This is a genomic window from Solibacillus sp. R5-41 (assembly GCF_002736105.1).
Taxonomy (GTDB): Bacteria; Bacillota; Bacilli; order Bacillales_A; family Planococcaceae; genus Solibacillus.
The window spans coordinates 301,214-320,624 of record NZ_CP024123.1; the positions used below are offsets into that span (position 1 = coordinate 301,214).

Annotated in this window: 22 protein-coding genes and 1 other RNA gene; 16 read left to right on the forward strand and 7 right to left on the reverse strand. The window is 36.9% G+C overall.

The window, feature by feature from the left end; genetic code table 11:
* Positions 1-14: 14 nt before the first annotated feature.
* The 12 genes from CSE16_RS01460 to CSE16_RS01515 all read left to right on the forward strand — a co-directional run bounded on the left by CSE16_RS01460 (position 15) and on the right by CSE16_RS01515 (position 9,498).
* Positions 15-773 carry an ABC transporter ATP-binding protein gene (locus CSE16_RS01460; protein WP_099422219.1) on the forward strand — a complete coding sequence of 253 codons (759 nt, stop codon included), beginning with the start codon at positions 15-17 and terminating at the stop codon, positions 771-773.
* Positions 766-1,473 carry an ABC transporter ATP-binding protein gene (locus CSE16_RS01465; protein WP_099422220.1) on the forward strand — a complete coding sequence of 236 codons (708 nt, stop codon included), beginning with the start codon at positions 766-768 and terminating at the stop codon, positions 1,471-1,473. The genes CSE16_RS01460 and CSE16_RS01465 overlap by 8 nt, the downstream gene beginning before the upstream one ends.
* 14 nt (positions 1,474-1,487) lie before the next feature.
* Entirely contained in the window at positions 1,488-2,351 is an 864-nt protein-coding gene (locus CSE16_RS01470) for a branched-chain amino acid ABC transporter permease (RefSeq protein WP_099422221.1), read from the forward strand.
* Between the two features lie 5 nt (positions 2,352-2,356).
* Positions 2,357-3,373, forward strand: a complete 1,017-nt coding sequence (locus tag CSE16_RS01475) for a branched-chain amino acid ABC transporter permease (RefSeq protein WP_099422222.1) — start codon at positions 2,357-2,359, stop codon at positions 3,371-3,373.
* Positions 3,374-3,378: 5 nt separating this feature from the next.
* On the forward strand, positions 3,379-4,383 hold the full coding sequence (locus CSE16_RS01480) for a 3-oxoacyl-ACP synthase (RefSeq protein WP_099422223.1): 1,005 nt from the start codon (positions 3,379-3,381) through the stop codon (positions 4,381-4,383).
* Positions 4,384-4,385: 2 nt separating this feature from the next.
* Positions 4,386-5,285 carry an intracellular short-chain-length polyhydroxyalkanoate depolymerase gene (locus CSE16_RS01485; protein ID WP_099422224.1) on the forward strand — a complete coding sequence of 300 codons (900 nt, stop codon included), beginning with the start codon at positions 4,386-4,388 and terminating at the stop codon, positions 5,283-5,285.
* 15 nt (positions 5,286-5,300) lie between these two features.
* Positions 5,301-6,032 (forward strand): 3-oxoacyl-ACP reductase FabG, encoded by a 732-nt coding sequence (fabG, locus tag CSE16_RS01490; protein WP_099422225.1) that lies wholly within the window; start codon positions 5,301-5,303, stop codon positions 6,030-6,032.
* Between the two features lie 15 nt (positions 6,033-6,047).
* Entirely contained in the window at positions 6,048-7,535 is a 1,488-nt protein-coding gene (locus CSE16_RS01495; RefSeq protein ID WP_099422226.1) for a class I adenylate-forming enzyme family protein, read from the forward strand.
* A gap of 143 nt (positions 7,536-7,678) precedes the next feature.
* Positions 7,679-7,897 carry a hypothetical protein gene (locus CSE16_RS01500; protein ID WP_099422227.1) on the forward strand — a complete coding sequence of 73 codons (219 nt, stop codon included), beginning with the start codon at positions 7,679-7,681 and terminating at the stop codon, positions 7,895-7,897.
* Positions 7,898-8,216: 319 nt separating this feature from the next.
* Positions 8,217-8,795 carry a TetR/AcrR family transcriptional regulator gene (locus CSE16_RS01505; RefSeq protein ID WP_099422228.1) on the forward strand — a complete coding sequence of 193 codons (579 nt, stop codon included), beginning with the start codon at positions 8,217-8,219 and terminating at the stop codon, positions 8,793-8,795.
* Positions 8,796-8,855: 60 nt separating this feature from the next.
* Complete coding sequence (locus CSE16_RS01510; RefSeq protein ID WP_099422229.1) at positions 8,856-9,182, forward strand: DMT family transporter; 327 nt, start codon at positions 8,856-8,858, stop codon at positions 9,180-9,182.
* Position 9,183: 1 nt separating this feature from the next.
* Entirely contained in the window at positions 9,184-9,498 is a 315-nt protein-coding gene (locus CSE16_RS01515; protein ID WP_099422230.1) for a DMT family transporter, read from the forward strand.
* A 334-nt stretch (positions 9,499-9,832) separates the two neighbouring features.
* Here CSE16_RS01515 and CSE16_RS01520 read toward each other — a convergent pair whose 3' ends face one another.
* The gene (locus tag CSE16_RS01520; RefSeq protein WP_099422231.1) at positions 9,833-10,468 is read right to left on the reverse strand and encodes a LysE family transporter; all 636 of its coding nucleotides are present in this window, start codon (positions 10,466-10,468) and stop codon (positions 9,833-9,835) included.
* Positions 10,469-10,939: 471 nt separating this feature from the next.
* Between CSE16_RS01520 and CSE16_RS01525 the strand changes: the two genes are divergently transcribed.
* Complete coding sequence (locus CSE16_RS01525; protein ID WP_099422232.1) at positions 10,940-13,162, forward strand: S-layer homology domain-containing protein; 2,223 nt, start codon at positions 10,940-10,942, stop codon at positions 13,160-13,162.
* Between the two features lie 258 nt (positions 13,163-13,420).
* Positions 13,421-13,609, forward strand: a complete 189-nt coding sequence (locus tag CSE16_RS01530) for a hypothetical protein (protein WP_099422233.1) — start codon at positions 13,421-13,423, stop codon at positions 13,607-13,609.
* A 501-nt stretch (positions 13,610-14,110) separates the two neighbouring features.
* On the opposite strand, the gene ssrS is transcribed toward CSE16_RS01530, so the two are convergent.
* From ssrS to CSE16_RS01560, 6 genes are all read right to left on the reverse strand, one after another.
* Positions 14,111-14,299, reverse strand: a non-coding RNA gene (gene ssrS, locus CSE16_RS01535) — 6S RNA.
* 83 nt (positions 14,300-14,382) lie between these two features.
* The gene (locus tag CSE16_RS01540) at positions 14,383-15,102 is read right to left on the reverse strand and encodes a YfjL-like protein (protein WP_099422234.1); all 720 of its coding nucleotides are present in this window, start codon (positions 15,100-15,102) and stop codon (positions 14,383-14,385) included.
* 17 nt (positions 15,103-15,119) lie between these two features.
* Positions 15,120-15,704: a zf-HC2 domain-containing protein gene (locus tag CSE16_RS01545; protein WP_099422235.1), complete on the reverse strand. Its 585-nt coding sequence runs from the start codon at positions 15,702-15,704 to the stop codon at positions 15,120-15,122.
* A gap of 3 nt (positions 15,705-15,707) precedes the next feature.
* Complete coding sequence (locus CSE16_RS01550) at positions 15,708-16,193, reverse strand: RNA polymerase sigma factor (RefSeq protein WP_253896146.1); 486 nt, start codon at positions 16,191-16,193, stop codon at positions 15,708-15,710.
* Between the two features lie 112 nt (positions 16,194-16,305).
* The gene (locus CSE16_RS01555) at positions 16,306-16,941 is read right to left on the reverse strand and encodes a YfbR-like 5'-deoxynucleotidase (protein ID WP_099425721.1); all 636 of its coding nucleotides are present in this window, start codon (positions 16,939-16,941) and stop codon (positions 16,306-16,308) included.
* A 233-nt stretch (positions 16,942-17,174) separates the two neighbouring features.
* A complete protein-coding gene (locus tag CSE16_RS01560; RefSeq protein WP_099422237.1) occupies positions 17,175-17,357 on the reverse strand; it encodes a putative motility protein in 183 nt (60 codons plus the stop codon).
* Positions 17,358-17,485: 128 nt separating this feature from the next.
* Here CSE16_RS01560 and CSE16_RS01565 point away from each other — a divergent pair, with 128 nt between their 5' ends.
* Complete coding sequence (locus CSE16_RS01565) at positions 17,486-18,025, forward strand: superoxide dismutase family protein (RefSeq protein WP_099422238.1); 540 nt, start codon at positions 17,486-17,488, stop codon at positions 18,023-18,025.
* A 311-nt stretch (positions 18,026-18,336) separates the two neighbouring features.
* Positions 18,337-19,353, forward strand: a complete 1,017-nt coding sequence (locus CSE16_RS01570) for a TAXI family TRAP transporter solute-binding subunit (protein WP_099422239.1) — start codon at positions 18,337-18,339, stop codon at positions 19,351-19,353.
* Positions 19,354-19,411: the final 58 nt, after the last annotated feature.

The following is a 19,411-nucleotide window of genomic DNA, read 5'->3' on the forward strand; positions in this document are numbered from 1 at the left end:
GGAGGAGGGATAAGATGGAACCTATTTTAAAAACAGAAAATTTATCCATTAAATTCGGTGAACATAGGGCTGTTGATCGTGTGAACTTTGAAATGCCTCATAAGCACTTTAAATCCATTATTGGTCCAAACGGCGCGGGAAAAACAACCTTCTTCAATTTAATTAGTGGTGAGCTAGAGCCAACTGAAGGGGAAGTGTTTTTTAAGGGCGAGTCATTAAAAAAGAGAACCGCTGTTGACCGCACAAGGCTAGGCATAGGGCGATCCTTTCAAATTACAAATGTATTTCCTAATTTAACAGTATTAGAAAATGTTAGGTTAGCTGTGCAATCAAAAAGAAAAGTGCGATTTGATGTATTTCGTCATTTTTTACAATATAAAGAGTTAACAAATGAAGCTATGCAAATATTAGAGCAAGTATTACTAACGGACAAAATGAATCAAGTGGCTAATCAATTGTCACATGGTGAAAAAAGGAAGCTTGAAATTGGAATGTTGCTCGCGTTAGATACCGAAATATTATTGCTCGATGAACCAACAGCTGGAATGTCTTTAGAAGAAGTGCCTGCCATTTTAGATGTGATTCGTTCGATTAAAGCGCGTGGAGATAAGTCAATTTTATTAATTGAACATAAGATGGACATGATTATCGACTTATCTGATTCAATTATGGTGCTCTTTAATGGTGCGCTTTTAGCAGATGGCACACCACAGGACATTATGAAAAATGAAACGGTGCAACAAGCGTATTTGGGAGGGCTATCCAATGTCTAACATTTTATTACTAGAAAATGTAGAAACGTATATTTCACAATATCATATTTTACAGGGGATTTCATTTGAAGCAAAGAAGGGGGAAGTGTCTGTATTGTTAGGACGAAATGGTGCTGGAAAGACGACGACATTACGTACGATTATGGGGCTAACACCTGCTGCGAAAGGTTCGGTTATTTTTGATAATCAAACGATTACAAAACGAGCACCGTATGATATTGCGAATAGTGGTATTGGCTACGTGCCGGAAGATCAAGGGATTTTTGCTCATTTAACGGTAGAAGAAAATATGCGTGTTGCGATTCGAAAAGAAACGGAATCCGTGATGGAAAAGCAAGCGTACATTTTAGAGCTATTCCCCGATTTGAAAAGGTTTTGGAAGAAAAACGGTGGGAATTTATCCGGTGGGCAAAAACAAATGTTGGCTATGGCGAGAGCGTTTGTGAACGATAGTAAGCTGTTATTAATTGATGAACCATCAAAGGGACTTGCACCAATTGTCGTGGAGAAGGTAATGGAAGCGATAACAGAAATGAAAAAGCATACGTCGATTTTATTAGTTGAACAAAACTTTATGATGGCCAGTAAAATCGGCGATACGTATACATTGATTGATGACGGGCGTACAGTCCAATCGGGTGCAATGCAATCACTTATTGAAGATGAAGTGCTAAAGCGTAAATATTTAGGAATTGGCTAAAGGAGGGAACAGTCATGGAATTAATCGTAAGTCTAACGATCAATGGATTAGCAACGGGTATGCTTATCTTTTTATTAGCTGCAGGATTGACGCTCATTTTTGGCTTAATGGATGTATTAAACTTTGCGCATGGTGGGCTTTTCGTGTGGGGTGCATATACGGGTGTTTTCTCTTATGCATGGAGCAATAGCTTTTTAATTGGCATTATTGCGGCCATTTTAACAGGTATTACTCTTGGATTTGTTACGGAAAGACTAATCATTACCCCGGTATATGGAAATCATGTGCAGCAAATTTTAATTACACTTGGCTTTATGTTGGTGTTGCAGGAAATGATTAAAGTTGTATTCGGTCCAAATGGTGTTCCAGTAAAAGTGCCTACTTATTTAGCTGGGAGTTGGGAAATCGGCAATTTAACGATTATTAAATACCGTATTTTTATTATTGTCGTTGGTCTCATATTATTTTCAATTTTACAGTTCATTTTAAAACGAACAAAAGTGGGGTTAATTGTTCGTGCGGGTGTGATGAATAAGGAAATGACACAAGCGCTAGGTATAAATATAAAGCGTGTATTTTTAATCGTCTTTATGTGTGGTGCCGCACTGGCAGCATTAGGCGGTATGCTAATGGCGCCATACTCAGGTGTCGTGTATGCCGAAATGGGGATGGAATACGCAATTTTAGGTTTTATTGTTGTTGTAATTGGCGGAATGGGCAGTTTCCAAGGATCTTTAATGGCGGCCATTCTTGTAGGGCTTGCGGGCAGCTTTATGGCGTACTATGTACCATTTCTATCAATGGCAGTGAATATGATTCTGATGGTTATTGTCTTAATTTTCCGTCCGCAAGGCTTATTCACGTTGGCAAAGGGGTGAAATGAATGTTGAAACAACCAACATTATTATCAAGAACAAATGCGGTTTATTCAGTGCTATTACTTGCCATGATTGCTTTTCCGCTCGTCATGGATTCACGTACATTAACGATTTTATTAACACAATTTTGTATTTTTGCGATTTTAGCAATGAGCTATGATATTTTACTAGGCTATACGGGAATTATTTCATTCGGGCATGCGATGTTTTTCGGAATTGGCGCCTACATGACAGCAATTATGTTGAGCCGCTTTGAGCCGACAGTTGGTATCTTTTTAGCTTCTATCGTAGCAGGGATTTTCATCTCTGTTTTAATAAGTATCATAAGTGGCGCCCTAACATTACGCTTAAAAAATCACTTCTATGCGATGTTTACAATGGCGATTTCAGGCTTATTTTTAGTCGTCGCAGAAAAATGGCGTACCGTGACAAAAGGCAATGACGGCTTCACATTTAAAGCGCCTGAAATTTTCCGTGAACGTTTGTACTTTTATTTCTTTGTTCTTGTTTGCCTAGTCGTCGTATTTATGTTGTTAAAACGTTTTGTCTCTTCACCATTTGGTAAGGTGCTAATTGCAATCCGAGAAAATGAACAACGTACACGCTCGTTAGGTTTTAAAACGCTTAGCTATAAAATTATTGCCTCGGTCGTTGCGGGAGGTGTTGCAAGTTTAGCTGGATCGTTGTATGCAATATCACTACGTTTTGTGAATACAAGCGTGATGGCGATGGATATTACGCTGGATGCTTTGCTCATGACGATTATCGGTGGGGTTGGGACGTTAATTGGTCCGATACTTGGTGCAGGTGTTATTGAATTTACACAGCATTATTTATCCGGCTTAGCACGTCAATATCCGATTTTTGAGCGTTGGATTATTTTCTTCGGAATTCTTTATATTTTGGCCGTAATCTTCTTCCCGCGCGGAATTATTGGAACGATTTATATAAAATTTAACGAATGGAAAATGAAGAAAAAACAAAATCCTGTAGCTGCGAAGCTCATAGAAAAAAAGGAGTGAAGCAGATGATTGGAATTACAGGACTGGGGATTTATTTACCAACAGGAAGAATGTCTAGCCAAGATATTGCGCAGCTAGGGAATATTCCACTATCAGTTGTCGAAGAAAAAATGGGGATTATTGAAAAAGTCGTCGCAGGTCCAGATGATCACCCTGTCGAAATGAGTATTAAGGCGGCGCGTGAAGCAATCTTGGAGGCTAAACTGGACGCAAAAGATATTGATGTTGTGATTTATATTGGAGAGGAGCATAAAGAATATCCAATTTGGACAGCGGCAATCAAGATTCAAGAGGAAGTCGGAGCTGTGAATGCGTGGGCATTTGATGTTCAACTAAGATGTGGTACGGCGATTATGGCAATGAAAGTAGCCAAAAGTTTAATGCAGGCAGACGAGACAATTCAAACGGTGCTACTAGCAGGCGGTTATCGCAATCACGACTTGATTGATTATGCGAATGAAAGAACACGCTTCATGTTTAATCTCGGTGCGGGCGCGGGTGCAATGATTTTACAAAAGCACGCGACAAAAAATCTTGTGCTGGAGTCAGAATTAATTACAGATGGTTCGTTTTCAGAAGATGTTGTCATACCTGTTGGAGGAACGAAGCAGCCATTAACTCAAGAGCTTTTGCTGCAAGGGAAATACTATTTAGATGTGTTAGATCCAGCAGGAATGAAACGAAGACTTGAGCAAAAATCGCTTGAAAATTTTTTAAAGGTAATTCGCCGTTCACTCGAAAAAAGTGGCTATACCGAGCAACAAGTAGCTTATGTTGCGATGTTGCATATGAAAAAATCTGCGCATAACTTTGTGCTACATGAACTTGGTTTAACCGAGGATAACTCGATTTACTTATCTCACTACGGTCATATCGGCCAAATTGATCAAATTTTATCACTTTATTTAGCAAGACAGCAAGGGAAATTGCAAGATGGCATGATTATTTCACTTGTTAGTGCGGGAATTGGCTATGCATGGGGAGCAATTACAGTAAAGTGGGGGGAATAAATATGAATCAATTAAATACCTTGCAAGAAGTTAAGCTTTCAAATGGCGAAACGCTCACTTATCGCAAACGTGATGGTGGAGATGAGCTTGTCGTGTTAGTGCATGGCAATATGACGTCATCAAAACATTGGGATTTACTATTAGAAAGCATGGATGCAAGTTTTACAATTTATGCAGTCGATTTGCGGGGCTTTGGAGGTTCGACCTACAATACCCGTATTACAAAAATAAAGGATTTTAGTGATGACGTTAAGCTTTGGATTGATGAGCTTCAGTTAAAGGACTTTACAATGATTGGTTGGTCAACAGGTGGAGATGTGGCGATGCAGTTTTGCGCTGATTATGAAGGGTTATGCAAAAAGCTTGTGCTATTCGCTTCGGGCTCAACGCGCGGCTATCCATTTTTTGCATCAAATGAAGATGGTTCACCAAACCTTTCCAAAAGACTTGGTACGATTGAAGAAGTGGAGCAGGACGGGATGAAAACGATTCCGATGCAGCATATGTATGATACAGAAAATCGTGAAGGGTTAAAAGTGGTTTGGAATAGCGCCATCTATACGAATAAACAACCAGAAAATGTGCGCTATGAGGAATATGTGGATGATATGTTGACGCAACGCAACTTGGCAGATGTGTATCATGCGCTAAATACTTTTAACATAAGCGCGGTAAATAATGAGATTGCCACAGGAACAAATCAGGTAAAGGATATTCAAATTCCAACACTCATTTTATACGGCGATCGTGATTATGTCGTTCCAGAATTGATGACCAATGAAATAATAGAAGATTTTAAAGGGCGTGCACACGTTAAAAAACTAGCAAACTGTGGGCATTCACCATTAGTTGATAGTTTAGAAGAAGTTACTGAGGCAATTGAACAGTTCATTTCAGCATAAAGGGGCAGAAAAAATATGCGTTTACAAAATAAAGTAGCAATGATTACAGGAGCAGCGAACGGAATCGGACTGGCAGCGGTAAAGCGATTTGTCGATGAAGGCGCGAAAGTTATTATGGTCGATTATGACAAAGTAGTAGGAGAGCAAATGGCGGAAACATTAGGTGAGCAGGTCGCATTTTATGCCGTTGATGTTTCGCAACGTCAGCAAGTGAATGAAATGGTAGAAGCCGCGGCTAAGCATTTTGGCAAGATTGATATATTGGTGAATAATGCAGGCATTACACGCGATGCAACGCTTATAAAAATGGCGGAAGAAGACTTCGAAAAGGTTATCCAAGTGAATTTAAATGGCGTCTTTTACTGCACGCAAGCAGTCGTTCCATACATGGTAGAACAAGGTTTTGGAAAAATTATTAACACTTCCTCTGTGAGTGGAGTTTATGGTAATTTTGGTCAAACTAATTATGCGGCAACAAAGGCAGCGATTGTAGGGATGACAAAAACATGGTCGAAGGAGCTTGGGCGTAAAGGTATTTGTGTCAATGCGGTTGCACCGGGGTTTACGGCTACGAGTATGGTCGAAAAAATGCCGGATAAGGTGCTAAAGCAAATGGAAGGGATTACGAGCTTGCAACGTTTAGGTAAGCCGGATGATATTGCAAATGCATACTTGTTTTTAGCTTCACATGAATCGGATTATATTACAGGGCATGTATTACATGTGGATGGCGGTATTATGATGTAAAAAGGTGGTGAGAATATGCAACAGCTCGATTTTTGGATTGCTAAAAGAGCGCGTCAATGTCCACAGAAAACCGCTTTAATTCAAATTGAAACGAATGAACGGTGGACATATGGACAGTTCATGAAGCAAATCGAATGGTGGGGTCATCATTTTAGCGTCAATCAATTTCAAGAAGGGGAACGAATCGCGGTTCTCATGGAAAATTCGATTCATAGTTTTGCAATTCTCTTCGCCTGTCGATTAAAAAAATTGATTTATGTACCGCTCAATACCCGCCTGGCACAAGAAGAGTTGGATTATGTTATTTCGGATTGCACGCCAAGTATTTTACTGACAGATAAAGTGAATGAGCAGCTTGCAAAGAACTTAATGGCTAGCTGTCAATTGTATAACGAGAAACCGTTTACAGAAGAGCACTTCACATATGATTGGCAAGATGAACCACAGCTACCTTGGCTATTAATTTATACAGGAGGTACAACCGGAAAATCAAAAGGTGTGGTTCTTTCTTATGAAGCAGTGACAGCGAATGCGATGAATACAGTCATTAGCTGGGGGTTAAATGAGGAGGATTGCACATTAAATTACATGCCGCTTTTCCATACGGGTGGTATTAATGCCCTTGCTTTACCCATTTTACTTGCAGGTGGACAGGTCGTTATCGGGAAAAAATTTGATCCCGAAATTGCAATTCGTGCTTTAGATGACTATAAAACAACACTTTCTTTGTTTGTACCGACGATGTATCAGCTAATGACCGATACGGACTATTTTCACGAATCGAATTTCCCAACGATAAAAGCATTTTTATCGGGTGGGGCCCCTTGTCCAAAGCCAATTTATGATCGATTTATAAAGCGTGGCTTGAAATTTAAAGAAGGCTACGGGTTAACAGAAGCCGGACCGAATAATTTTGTGATTGATGCAGAAATCGCCGTAACGAAAAAAGGGGCGATTGGTAAAAGTATGCTGCTCAATGAAGTGAAAATAGTTAATCATGCAGGTGAACATTGTAAGCAAGGAGAAGTAGGTGAACTGTATTTACGTGGTAGTCATATGTTCTCAAACTATTGGAATAACGTAGAGGAAACAGAAAAAGCATTTTGCGAAGGCTGGTTAAAAACAGGAGATTTAGCGAAGTTTGATGAGGACGGCGATTACTATATTGTAGGGCGACAAAAGGAAATGATTATTACGGGTGGAGAAAATGTTTATCCGCAAGAGGTGGAGCAGTGTTTAATTGCCGCAAGCTTTGTAGATGAAGTAGCAGTGATTGGTGTTCCGCATCATACATGGGGAGAAAGCATCGTTGCATGTATTGTTTCCAAGCAAAATTCACCAATGACTGAACAAACGTTACGGACACTATGTAAGGAGCGTTTAGCCAATTATAAAGTGCCAAAGCAATTTTATTTCTTAAGCGAATTACCAAAAACAGCGGTTGGTAAAATTGATAAGAAGCAGTTGCTTCAATATGTGAAAGTACAGAGTGGAATTAAGTGATTTTTTTAACAGCCATCTATTTCTTCATACAAAGCATCTCTAAAATAGTGTATGTATTTTCTATGTACCTGTTTTAGAGTTTTTTTGTATCAATTGTTGCAACTTTTAGTGAATCAGCAGTAACGACAATACGTGTGAAAAATATGCCAGAGCATGTAAAGCAAGCACTTCTTCAGCAACATCCAGCGTTATCGTCCCAAACATTAATCAATGGGATGACACTCATTTCACTTGGCGCACTCAATCAAGAAGTGTTAAGCAGCATAACCGAATTTCTAGTAGAATACAATTTACCCGAGTTTACATTCGGAAAAGTGACATTAAGTGATTTGTATGCGATGTATTATCATGAGGTTGTTTGAAAATACTAGGGAAATTTTGTTGTAATACTAGGACGATTTAGGAGGGCCAGTTAGGTTTTTTATGGATTGCAAATTAATTAAACATCAGTTTGCGCAACTGTATGAAACCGAGAGTCTGCGCACGATAACCTGAACAATAATAGAATCCCATGAAAAAGCCGGTTAGGTCACCCTTTTTCGTGGGCTTTTGTTTTGAGTGGGGAATAAACTAGGGGGAAAGTGTGAAGTAAAGATACTCGAATAGAAAGTTTAAAACCTAAATGATTGACAGTCAGTCACCTACTAGCTATGATATGAAATATGATTAGGAGGCGGATACATGGCGGACAAGCGACAGTTAATTATAGAAGCGGCACAACAAATATTTTTAGAAAATGGTATTGAAAAAACGAAAGTATCGGATATTGTAAAACGAGCAAGCATAGCACAAGGTACTTTTTATTTATACTTTCCTACAAAGTTTGCGGTAATGCCGGAAATTGCCAAGCATGTTGTCATAGATATTTTAGCCTTCTTACAGGATAAAGTGAACGCCAAAGCAAATTCAGAAGAGCAACTGGAAGAAGTAGTCGATGCGATCATGCAGTTTAATTTATTGCATAAGGAACGATTGCAACTATTGTATGCCGGACTTGCACAAAGTGAATTTATTGGACAATGGGAAGATATTTATGAGCCATTTTATACGTGGATGGCACAAATTATCGAACAAGGACAACAACAAAATAAAATTCATAAAAGTCTAGAGGCTTCTGCAACTGCAAAAATATTAATTGGTACGATTGAATCAACAGCAGAGCAAATTTATTTATTTGCGGATGTTGTAGAGGAAGTAGATGTGGAGCAACGAATTGCCTTATTGAAACAATTTATTAGAAACGCATTAGGTATTCAGTAAAATGAATACCTAAAAAAATACAACAAAATGACTGATAGTCAGTCATAGATGGAGGGTAAAATGAAAAAAGATTGGTTTTACGTAGCACTTACGAGTTCTTTTGAGCTTGGTTGGCTACTTGGATTTACACTTGCATATGAGTGGTGGCATTGGATTTTTATTGTCGGGTTAATTGCATTAGATTTCCACTTTTTAGCGAAAGCATGTGAAAATTTACCGACCGGCACTGTGTATGCGATTTTCGCAGGTGTGGGAACACTGGGCACAGTACTTATGGATATTTTGTTATTTGATAAACAGCTTGATCTGTATATGAGTATGTTCATGCTAATTTTAGTAGCTGGAATTATTGGCTTAAAATTAAGTGATAAACAGGAGGAGGCGTAATATGGGCTGGTTATTCGTAACGATTGCAGCGGTATGCGAAATTGTCGGAGTTGTTGGTTTACGCTTTTATAGCCAGCAAAAGAAATTATGGAATTTTCTGCTGTATGTAGGTGGTTTTGGACTATCATTCTTCTTTTTATATCAATCATTTAATTATTTGCAACTTAGTATTGCCTACGTTATCTGGGTTGGTATTGGAACGATTGGCGCGGTAGTTATTAATATTATCTTTTTTAATGAGGCCAAAAATTTAACACGCATTTTAAGCATGGTAGCTATTGTCATTGGGTTAATCGGTCTAAAGGCAATGTCTTAATAAAAGGTTGAGAGTGGGTAGCATTTTGCCGATTTTCCAAAGGAGCTATTCAGAGTAATGTGGACTTACAATGTTAAGTGAAATAAAGAAATCTTCTGCAGATGTAAGTTTTCTATTTTAGATTCTAATAAAGTTTGAGCTTGTTTAGGCTGATTAAGCAGATGAGTTGCACAACTCTGTACGACTCATCTGTATGCTTTGTGCAAGGCTAAAGTAGGAGTGTACTACTGGTGCTTTTGAACAATATTTAACTATATTTATTCAAAGTTCCTAAAAGTAAAAAGTCAATGAAGTGATTTTTAATATAGTCTGAATGCTATTTTATGTATTTGATTTAAACAATCAAATCTTTTAAGTCTATATAAAATTCATATATAAAGTAACAACCAAAACCAAACAATAAAAGACCTGCAATGATTGAAGTCCATTTAATCATTTTTCGGTTCATTACTTTTCTTGAGAGTGAAACAATCGTTAATAGTCCAATATCATGTAACAAAATACCTGTTAGGATTCCTAATGCCACAATTAAAAATTGATTGGCACCATTTCCCGAATAAGAGTCGGCTAAAACAGCCCCAAATACAGAAATCCAAAATACTAAATTCCCTGGTGAAACGGCTACTAATAGTCCGTTACGATATGTTGAGAAAAATGATTTGTTCACTTTTTCTCCTGCTAATGTGATATCCTTATCTGCATTTTTGATAGAGTCATATGCAAGCATAAAGAGGAAGATGGCCCCAATAATCCATAGTGGCATTTGAATATATGGCAATGCTAAAAATTTTGCTACCCCTAAATACAGTGCAAGTATTAATACAACATCAATTGTCATACCGCCAAGCCCAACAGCCCACCCGTGCATAAATCCATTTTTTAATCCTTGTTTTGTCATTTCGACAGTAATAGCACCAACAGGCATTGCAATTGCTAAGCCAATCATGACATACGCAAAATACAAACTCATTAAAACACCTCTTTCAAGAGTGAATTTTTCTTACATATAATTATAAATATTATTATAATTGAATATTTATAAGTTTTCAACTAGTTGGGAAATTACAGGGTACCGGTTCATTATTGTAACTAAATAGATAAATTTAATTGAAAGGTAGGCTGTATTTTGATTCAGACGGATAGAAATCATAAAGAGGAGAATACAATGATTATTCAGTCGTTGCATTATCAACATTGTAGAAGAACTTGTAATCCATTACTAAAGGTAAATTTTTAGTGAATAATTGCTCATTTAGGGTTAACATTAATTTTAACCCCAATCGAGCTATATATTCATAACTAATAAACAGCACTTAGGTATTGGCCTAAGTGCTTTTTTATGCAATCTTTTAGTTATTTTGCATGGATTCTTTGTAATAGCTGAAATATAAAAAATAAGTATGTTATAATACTCGTCATTCTTATAGGAAAGGTGAATTGAATGCACAACCAAATTTTTATTGTTTTTTTGTTTAGTTTACTAGTGATAATGATCACGCCCGCATCAGCGAGTGTGTCAAAAAATATACAATTTGATGAGCAAGTTACCAATACGATTCTGACAGAGGAATACAGAGGGATAGATACGTATTATTTTACAGTTCCCGAAGCAGGTGTCGTTACGTTTGATGCGACATACAGTGGTCGTACGTATAGCATCAGCTTGCATACTTCTGGCAAACTTAATTCGTATGTAGGTGGCTTTGCTGTGTCAGAAAATACCGAGATTCAGTATGCATTAAAAGCAGGTGAATACAAGTTTGAAGTAAGTGGAGCAAACGACACAAATTACGACGTACAACTTCATTTTGAAAAAGGGGAGCATTACGATGCAGAACCGAACAATACGATGGAGACAAGTGCTGTCATTCCACCGAATACGATTATTCAAGGTTTTCCGCATTTATCAAATAGTGTGTTGGCAGACTTTTATAAATTTGAAACGACGGAACCTTCGAAAATTGTCGTTGAAAAAAATAATGCGGCAATTTCTTTAAAAAATGAATATGGCTATTCACTCATTGAAAGTGATGAAACGCAAAAAGAGTTTACATTACAAATTCAGCCTGGTACGTATTATTTAGAAGCGTTAGGAAACCTTTATACATTTTCATATCGATTTGAACAGGTTGACCCGTATGTAGAAATGGAGCCAAATGATACCGTTAAGTTAGCACAAAAAATTAAACTCAATACGGTTTACAAAGGGCGGCTAAGTGGACAAACCGATAACACCGATATGTATACATTTATAGTTCAAGAGCCGAGCTTAATTGATTTGAAGCTATCACAAATGGAATCTGAGCCGTCGATTACGTTATATGATGAAATGGGGGCTCGTTTATCATCCGATTTATATTCTGGCACATACCGTGTCGCATTAAAGCCAGGCACATATACGATTGAAATGAAACGTTTTATGAAAGTTACATCACCTTATACGCTTGAATTAAAAGCAACGCCTGTGGAAAATACGTCGGTTAGTCCAAATGATACGATTGAACTTGCGCAACCTGTTGCATTTGGTCAAGAGATACAGCAAGTGACGACAACGAGTTTACGGTATAATAGTTTATATAAAGTAGAGCTTCCTGAAGATGGGGTACTAACAGTTAAAACATCACATTTAGATAGCCGAGTCAGTTTGAGTAATGGAGAAAAGCAAAATTTTTATTTACATGAAAAGGGCACAGTACATTCTGTAGGGTTACAAAAGGGAACGTATTATATGCGAGTTTTTGGAAGTGAACAGCCACGTAGCTTTGTTATTAATTATGAAGCACAACCGGTTGAATATGAAAGTAACGATTCGACACTTACTGCTCAAGTTTTACCAATTGCCACATTAACACATGGCTATTTACTACAACCGGATGATACAGACATATTCAAAATAAAAGTAGAACAAGACGGTGAATATCGTTTTAAGGTGAATAATTTAGAGCTAGAAGGCTACACAGATCCCTATGTTTATGTCGAAAACGAACAAGGTACGATTGTTTTATCTGGTTTTGTGAATGCCGCAAAGCAGGCGACATTAAAGCAGGGGACTTACTACATTGGCATTAAGTATGGTAGTACGCAAAATGCTTATAATATCCTTTGGGAAAAAGGCTATAAAGCCATATTTAAAGATGTGATCGTGTCATATCCCTATTTTAATGACATTATGGAACTTAACGCATTAGGGGTTATCAAAGGCTACGAAGATAAAACATTCAAGCCAAAAGATTTAATTAAACGTCATCATGTGGCAGCGATGCTCGTACGCTCAGAAGCTCCGAACATTCCAAAAAAATTGACGATGGAATTTAAGTTCAAAGATGTCTTGAAAAACCATGAAAACTATACGAACATCCATTTGCTTGCACAAGGTGGAATTGTCGATCAAAATGAAGCAGGCTTTAACCCAAATAACATGGTTACCCGTGCTCAAATGGCGAAAATGCTTGTTAATTCATTTGGCTTGACGTATAACAACGATGCAGAAATGAGAACTTTTAAAGATGTAGAAGACTCATCGTGGTATGCAGAATATGTAAAAATTTTAGCCTCACACGGCATTACAACAGGTTCGAATGGATACTTTAAACCGAATGAACCACTTCAACGTCAACATTTTGCAGCGTTTTTAGCGAGAACGTTAAAGTTTCAAGAAAACTAATAAAGTACGGTAACAAATTTAATTGCGTTTTACATATTAGAAGGTATTAATATGTAAAACCCTTTTTAAGTGTATAATAAGTTACTTTAGTTTGAAAAATTATTTCATAAAAACTTTGTTAGTTTGTATAATATAAAAATAAATACAGTAAAATACAAGAGGAATACCCTGTTCTGTTCATGTTGACTAGGCTAAGCAAGCCTAGTTCTACTTACATGCGCAAAACAGGGTATTTTTTGTTGGAGGAGGAAATTATTTATGGGAAAATTAGAAAAAGAGCGTGCAAATATCGCGATTATAAACCTAGAACGTTATGTTCGTCTTCTGAAAGTTGCAGTGGAACAAAATGAAATGGAACCAAGACATAAAAAATTGAAAGGTATCGTAACTTTATCATTTGAGGGTATTGATAAAGAAAATACTCACACTACTGAAAATACATTCTAATTAGAATGAAAAATGTTTATTATTTGATGTATTTTAAATATTGATAAATGATTTATTATAAATAATTTGAATGAAAGGGATCTTACATAAGGGGATATTTTCCGTTTATCCAAGTATATGTGGTCTTTTAATAAAGATTGATAATTTATAATAAAGTTTGATAAAAACCTGTATGGAATGCAGTTTTTTTTATAAAAGTCTCATACGTAACCAAAACGAAACGCACCATTTTGATCACTCTCTTTTCAAAATGGTGTATTTGCCTTGCGTTAAAAAAAGGATTGAATAGCATTTTTTAATCAAACTTAATTCCAAACGAACAGTATATAAAAGTACAAGTGAGTTACGTGTAATTGGAGAGATGGAGAGTTTTGAAATGGTTGTATTTAAGTACTGAAAATAACACCAATTTAACACCAAAACTAAATTTTGACACAAAAAAACACTCTCACCAATAAAGGTGAAAGTGCCCATAAACCATTGCTGGTATGCGCTTTATGTAATAAAGCCACATTGCCGTAGTTATTATAGAAAGTTTTAAACCACCACTCCTCAAAGTGGGTGTTCGCAAAAGTATTCCTGTCTATCCCAAGTTAAAAACCTGGGCGCGCCATTCGTACTTCGATGTAAAACTCCCTGTATAAGCATAAAGGTTAAAACTTAATATTCGTACGTACAACGTAGCCTTAATGTAATAATATATTAACTTCTCGAGATGCGCAATAAAGCCTGTTTTATAAAAAAAGTCAACTAATTTGCGGCCGTAGAAAATATCAATAAATAGCGTCTATTGTTAGGTTTTGCTGTGGTTCAAAGCGAATGGAATACTTTTCCTCATAATAAATTGGTGCGTAACCTTTTTTTCGACCATCACGATTATCCACCTTTTCATACATCGCAACATAAGCAGAGCGGTAAAAAAGAGTACCCGCATCGATTTTTTTTTGAATATCCTTCACGGCCTGTAAAAATTGTTCTTCTGTTTCTCCATCATAAGCCATTTCAAAATAGAGCGTTGGAGCGACTGGAACGTTTACATTTGGGGTCCATTCGGGTGTAAATTGTGTAAATCCTTTTGGTACATCGATATCGTAGCTAAAATCCGTAACAATCGGGAAATCGGCTAACAGATTTTTTATATAAGACGTCCCAGCTTCCCGCCATTTCTTGGTCGTATCATCATCAGCTGAATCTGTGTGAAGCATTAGGATTGTTGCCTCTGTTGGACGTAAGCCATGCCCAACATTAAGCGAATATGTCCAAGCATTGTTGTTGTCCCGAAACGTAAAGTTGAATAGGTAGGAGTTATCTTTAAAATTAAAATGTCCATCTCCAAGTGTGTAATTCCCGTTAGGATAATGCAATTGCAAATACTCTTCTGCGCTATTTTTGGCAATTTTTTTGGAAATGAAATTCCCATTAAAACTAACATATAAAAATACGACGCCGGCAATAATGACAAGGGCGGCAATGCGAAAAAACCATTTTTTCATAGTAAAATTTCCTTTCGTTATTTTTGATTGATCGTTGTTTTTTTTATAAGGTATACAGTCAATGCACCAAGAACGGCAAACAATGTATGAATGAGTGCCATCATTAAACCGCCTAAAGCTAGCTGCGTAAACATGGAGTAGGGGGAGGAATAATAGCCGATTTGGCCGGAATACCATGCATGCAAACTACCAAAGGATTGGATACTGTCAAAAATTGCCCAAATGAAAATCGGGATAGAAGCCAACAACACCGTCAATACAAGGTTTTGATAAAAATAATACGTCACTGCACCTAAAATGAAATACGATAAAATAAAAGCAAAACTTTCATTTAAAAGGGACGTATTCATCGCAAAAACAAAGGATAGGAGCACGAAAAGTATTTGGTAAATCGTTAATTTTACCTGTGCCTGATACATCATTTGTTCGGCTGATTTTTTAGGCTTTGGTAGTGTCGGTAACGTTTCAAATTCAATATTTGTCAGCTTGCTGCATTGTACACAAATAGCTAAATGTTGCTCCACCCATTTTTGAGTTTCTGATTGCAGTAAATTCTCTTCATATAATGGAAGTAAATCTTCAACAATTCGACATTCGTTCATCGGTTACTCCTCCTTTCGCTGTAGCTTAATTTTTGTACGGTGAAATAGAACACGAACATAATTTTCACTTTGGCCCATCAGCTCACCAATTTCTTTAAAGCTGAGCTCAATATAAATACGAAGGAGTACGACATCCTTAGCAGCTGGTTCGAGAGCATCGATTTGTAAAAGCAATTGCTCGGCATCGTCCTTAAGTTCGACTAACTGCTCGGTCGTAAATGGAAGCAAACTTGATTTCGTCTCAAGCTGTTCGATTAAAGCTTTCTCATATTTTTTCGAACGATAATATTTCTTTAATAAGTTATTTGCAATGCTAAAAAGCCAAGTCGAAAGAGTTGCTTCTCCACGATACCGATGAATATTTTTGCTGGCCTCATAAAAAACATCTTGGGTTAAATCTTCTGCGGTTGCCAAGCTGGACGTTTTAATATAGAAGAAAGTATAGAGTTTTGGCTGCAACTCACGATATATTTGCTCTAAACGGTCCACTTGGCACACCTCCATTTCTTCGTTCAACTCATTAGTACCATCATAAATTAATTCGTTACAAAAAATACAAATAAAAAAAGCCTTCCTCTTTTAATGGGGAAGCCTTCCGGTGTTAATCCTTATGGTGTTGTAAAATTTGATTGGTAAGCTGTGCAATATCGATCGTTGTTTTTTCCGAGATGACGTCTGCTAATATTTCGTTCTTGAAATAGAGCACACTCACTTTAAGTGGTATTTGAAGCAGTTTAGTTAGAGCAGTTTGATACATATAAACAAATTCTTGATCCGTATTGCCTCGCTTTAGTTCTGCGAAGGACTCATAAAACTGATCGAGCTTATCGGAAAATTCAAGTAAACGCCCTTCAATCGTGGCATCTTTCCCTTCTTTCATACGTGCTAAAAAGACATCTTGTAAATCAGGTGGAATTTCTTCATAGATAAACTTTTCCATCATTTTTTCTTCCACATGTGCAAGCATTTGCTTCAATTCGACGCTCGCGTGTTTTACGGGTGTTTTAATATCGCCAATAAAGACTTCGGCAAAATCGTGGTTGATTGTTTTTTCGTATAAGGATTTCCAATCAATTGAATTACCCGCACGTTCTTCAAGTGTAGCAAAAAACATGGCATATTGAGAAACCTTCCAGGAATGGGCTGCGACATTATGCTCCTCATATTTAAAGCGTCCTGGACAACGAATGATGCGCTCTAAATCATTTAAGCTTGTAAAAAATGCATGAATTCCTATAAAAATCACTCCTCTTCATTTGATTAACACCATTGTAGTACTCATATTACCCGAAAACCAGTAATTCAAAGCATTTTAATGAATACTTTACGTGCGGTTTACATCCCGCTGTAAAAAATGCGTATTTTGCGCAACTCCCGTTACTACCTACTATATTAAAAAAAAGACGCCCAAATGAATGAACGTCTTTACATAATCAATTACGCCTCAGCAGGGGCTTCTGCTGAAACAAGTTAAGCTTGTACGTCAATTACTTGTCCTTTATAAGGGTGAGCTGCGGCAGTTTGCTGTGGTAGATCTTCCATCATTTCGATTACGCCAGCAGCGCCATTGTTCATTGATTTGTCTAAGATGCTCATTTGCAATGTTTGTTGAAGTGAAGCAAGTTGAGCAGACATCATAGAATTAATATCCAAATTTATCCTCTCCTTTCCTTGTTATATCGTCAAAAAACGGGAAAATTAGAGCCTTGTCCTTATTATTGTTCTTAAAAAGGGAATAAAAACTTCCCTTCATGGTGACGCTTATTGCGAGGAGGTGAAGTATGAGACTATTGCTTATGTTAGTGCCACTTTTTCTGTTAGGTGGATGTAATTTCTTTCAAGCGAAAAGTGTTCCAGTAAGTGCGCCAGAAACGTTGACAGCAAAGGCCGTTATGTATAATACGAAAAATGAAATCGTTGGCGAGGTGGCTTTTCAAGAGAACGAAAAAGGTGTGGAACTATCGGCCATATTAAATAGCTTAACACCAGGCGAACATGGGATTCATATACATGAGGTTGGAAAATGTGAAAGACCTACTTTTGAGTCAGCTGGCGCTCATTATAATCCGACGAAAAAGCAGCATGGTATTGAAAATCCGCTTGGTCCGCATGTAGGTGATTTACCAAATTTGGTAGCTGATAAAAATGGTGAAGTCCAATTAAACTTTATTGCGCCACAATTTACATTGAAAAAAGGAGAGAAAAATTCCTTATTTGATGCTGATGGTAGCACAGTTATCGTTCATGAAAAGGCAGATGACTATATAACAGACCCTTCAGGAAATTCTGGCGCGCGAATTGCTTGTGGTGTCATTCAATAAAACTGTGTCCATGTTTGGACGCAGTTTTTTATGTGCATAAGAAGTGAAGTAAGCCTGTTTTTACCTATTTGTTATACCTGCTTTTCAAAAAAACAATCTATTTATTTTTATACATTAAATCGTAATTTTTATATGTGTTTTAATGCGTGTACTATTTTTAGGTTAGATAAATTTGATTTTTACTAGGATATTAATGCGTTAGTAAGTTAATTATAAATAGTAAAAATAGATAGTAATTTTAAAATTATTTGACTTTTTAATTATTATTTATGTAAAATAGACTATAGATGTAAAAAAAAGGGGGATTTACTATGTTTAAAAAGAATAAACTATTATTTCTAACTATGGTAAGTGTTTTACTATTAGTATTAGCGGCTTGTAATACTGATAGTGATTCAGGTAAAGATACAGACAAAACTGCTGATAAAGATGCAAGTTCAACAGGAGAATTAGATTTTGGTAAAGTAGATTTTTTAAGTATTTTAACTGGTGGTACGCAAGGTACATATTATCCATTAGGTGGTACTTTTGCAGACTTAATTACTTCTGATACAGGTGTAAAAACAACTGCTGAAGTTTCTCAAGCTTCTGCGGCAAATATGACAGCTTTACAAAATGGCGAGGGTGACGTAGCTTTCGTTCAAACAGATATTGCTTATTATGGAACAAATGGAACATTAATGTTTGATGGTCAAAAAATTGATTCGGTTTCAGCATTAGGTGCATTATATCCAGAAACAGTTCAGCTTGTAACATTAGCTGATTCAGGTATTAAATCATTTGCAGATTTAAAAGGTAAAAAAGTTTCTGTAGGTGCTCCTGGTTCAGGTACTTACGCAAACGCTGAGCAATTATTAGAAATTCACGGTTTAACAATGGATGACATTAAAGCTCAAAACTTAGATTTCGGTGAATCAGCAGATGGAATCCAATCAGGTCAAATTGATGCAGCGTTCATCACTGCAGGTTACCCAACAGGTGCGGTAGAAGCACTTAATGCAACGAAGGGCGTTTACATTGTGCCAGTTGAAGCAGACAAAGCAAAAGAGCTTATTGCTAAATATCCATACTATGCAGTAGATGCAATCCCAGCAGGTACTTACGGATTAGAAAAAGAAATTCCAGCTGTATCGGTAGGTGCAATGCTAGCAGTTAAAAAGGATCTTCCGGAAGATTTAGTTTATGCGATGACAAAAGCAATCTATGATAACACAGATAAAATTAGTCATGCTAAAGGTGCATTTATCAAAGCTGAAACGGGCTTAGACGGAATCGGTATTGAAGTTCACCCAGGTGCTCAAAAATATTTTGATGAAGTGAACAAGTAACACAAAGCAAAGGCCTCTGTTGCGAAAAATGCTTCAGAGGCTTTTTTGATGGTGAGAG

What these genes read in the sequence shown, in the direction of transcription:
- CSE16_RS01485 (WP_099422224.1), top strand. Translation starts at nt 4,386, where the DNA reads ATGAATCAATTAAATACCTTGCAAGAAGTTAAGCTTTCAAATGGCGAA.
- CSE16_RS01480 (WP_099422223.1), top strand. Translation starts at nt 3,379, where the DNA reads ATGATTGGAATTACAGGACTGGGGATTTATTTACCAACAGGAAGAATG.
- CSE16_RS01460 (WP_099422219.1), top strand. Translation starts at nt 15, where the DNA reads ATGGAACCTATTTTAAAAACAGAAAATTTATCCATTAAATTCGGTGAA.
- CSE16_RS01510 (WP_099422229.1), top strand. Translation starts at nt 8,856, where the DNA reads ATGAAAAAAGATTGGTTTTACGTAGCACTTACGAGTTCTTTTGAGCTT.
- CSE16_RS01475 (WP_099422222.1), top strand. Translation starts at nt 2,357, where the DNA reads ATGTTGAAACAACCAACATTATTATCAAGAACAAATGCGGTTTATTCA.
- CSE16_RS01545 (WP_099422235.1), bottom strand. Translation starts at nt 15,704, where the DNA reads ATGAACGAATGTCGAATTGTTGAAGATTTACTTCCATTATATGAAGAG.
- CSE16_RS01565 (WP_099422238.1), top strand. Translation starts at nt 17,486, where the DNA reads ATGAGACTATTGCTTATGTTAGTGCCACTTTTTCTGTTAGGTGGATGT.
- CSE16_RS01505 (WP_099422228.1), top strand. Translation starts at nt 8,217, where the DNA reads ATGGCGGACAAGCGACAGTTAATTATAGAAGCGGCACAACAAATATTT.
- CSE16_RS01520 (WP_099422231.1), bottom strand. Translation starts at nt 10,468, where the DNA reads ATGAGTTTGTATTTTGCGTATGTCATGATTGGCTTAGCAATTGCAATG.
- CSE16_RS01515 (WP_099422230.1), top strand. Translation starts at nt 9,184, where the DNA reads ATGGGCTGGTTATTCGTAACGATTGCAGCGGTATGCGAAATTGTCGGA.
- CSE16_RS01525 (WP_099422232.1), top strand. Translation starts at nt 10,940, where the DNA reads ATGCACAACCAAATTTTTATTGTTTTTTTGTTTAGTTTACTAGTGATA.
- fabG (WP_099422225.1), top strand. Translation starts at nt 5,301, where the DNA reads ATGCGTTTACAAAATAAAGTAGCAATGATTACAGGAGCAGCGAACGGA.
- CSE16_RS01495 (WP_099422226.1), top strand. Translation starts at nt 6,048, where the DNA reads ATGCAACAGCTCGATTTTTGGATTGCTAAAAGAGCGCGTCAATGTCCA.
- CSE16_RS01465 (WP_099422220.1), top strand. Translation starts at nt 766, where the DNA reads ATGTCTAACATTTTATTACTAGAAAATGTAGAAACGTATATTTCACAA.
- CSE16_RS01540 (WP_099422234.1), bottom strand. Translation starts at nt 15,102, where the DNA reads ATGAAAAAATGGTTTTTTCGCATTGCCGCCCTTGTCATTATTGCCGGC.
- CSE16_RS01470 (WP_099422221.1), top strand. Translation starts at nt 1,488, where the DNA reads ATGGAATTAATCGTAAGTCTAACGATCAATGGATTAGCAACGGGTATG.
- CSE16_RS01500 (WP_099422227.1), top strand. Translation starts at nt 7,679, where the DNA reads ATGCCAGAGCATGTAAAGCAAGCACTTCTTCAGCAACATCCAGCGTTA.
- CSE16_RS01530 (WP_099422233.1), top strand. Translation starts at nt 13,421, where the DNA reads ATGGGAAAATTAGAAAAAGAGCGTGCAAATATCGCGATTATAAACCTA.
- CSE16_RS01570 (WP_099422239.1), top strand. Translation starts at nt 18,337, where the DNA reads ATGTTTAAAAAGAATAAACTATTATTTCTAACTATGGTAAGTGTTTTA.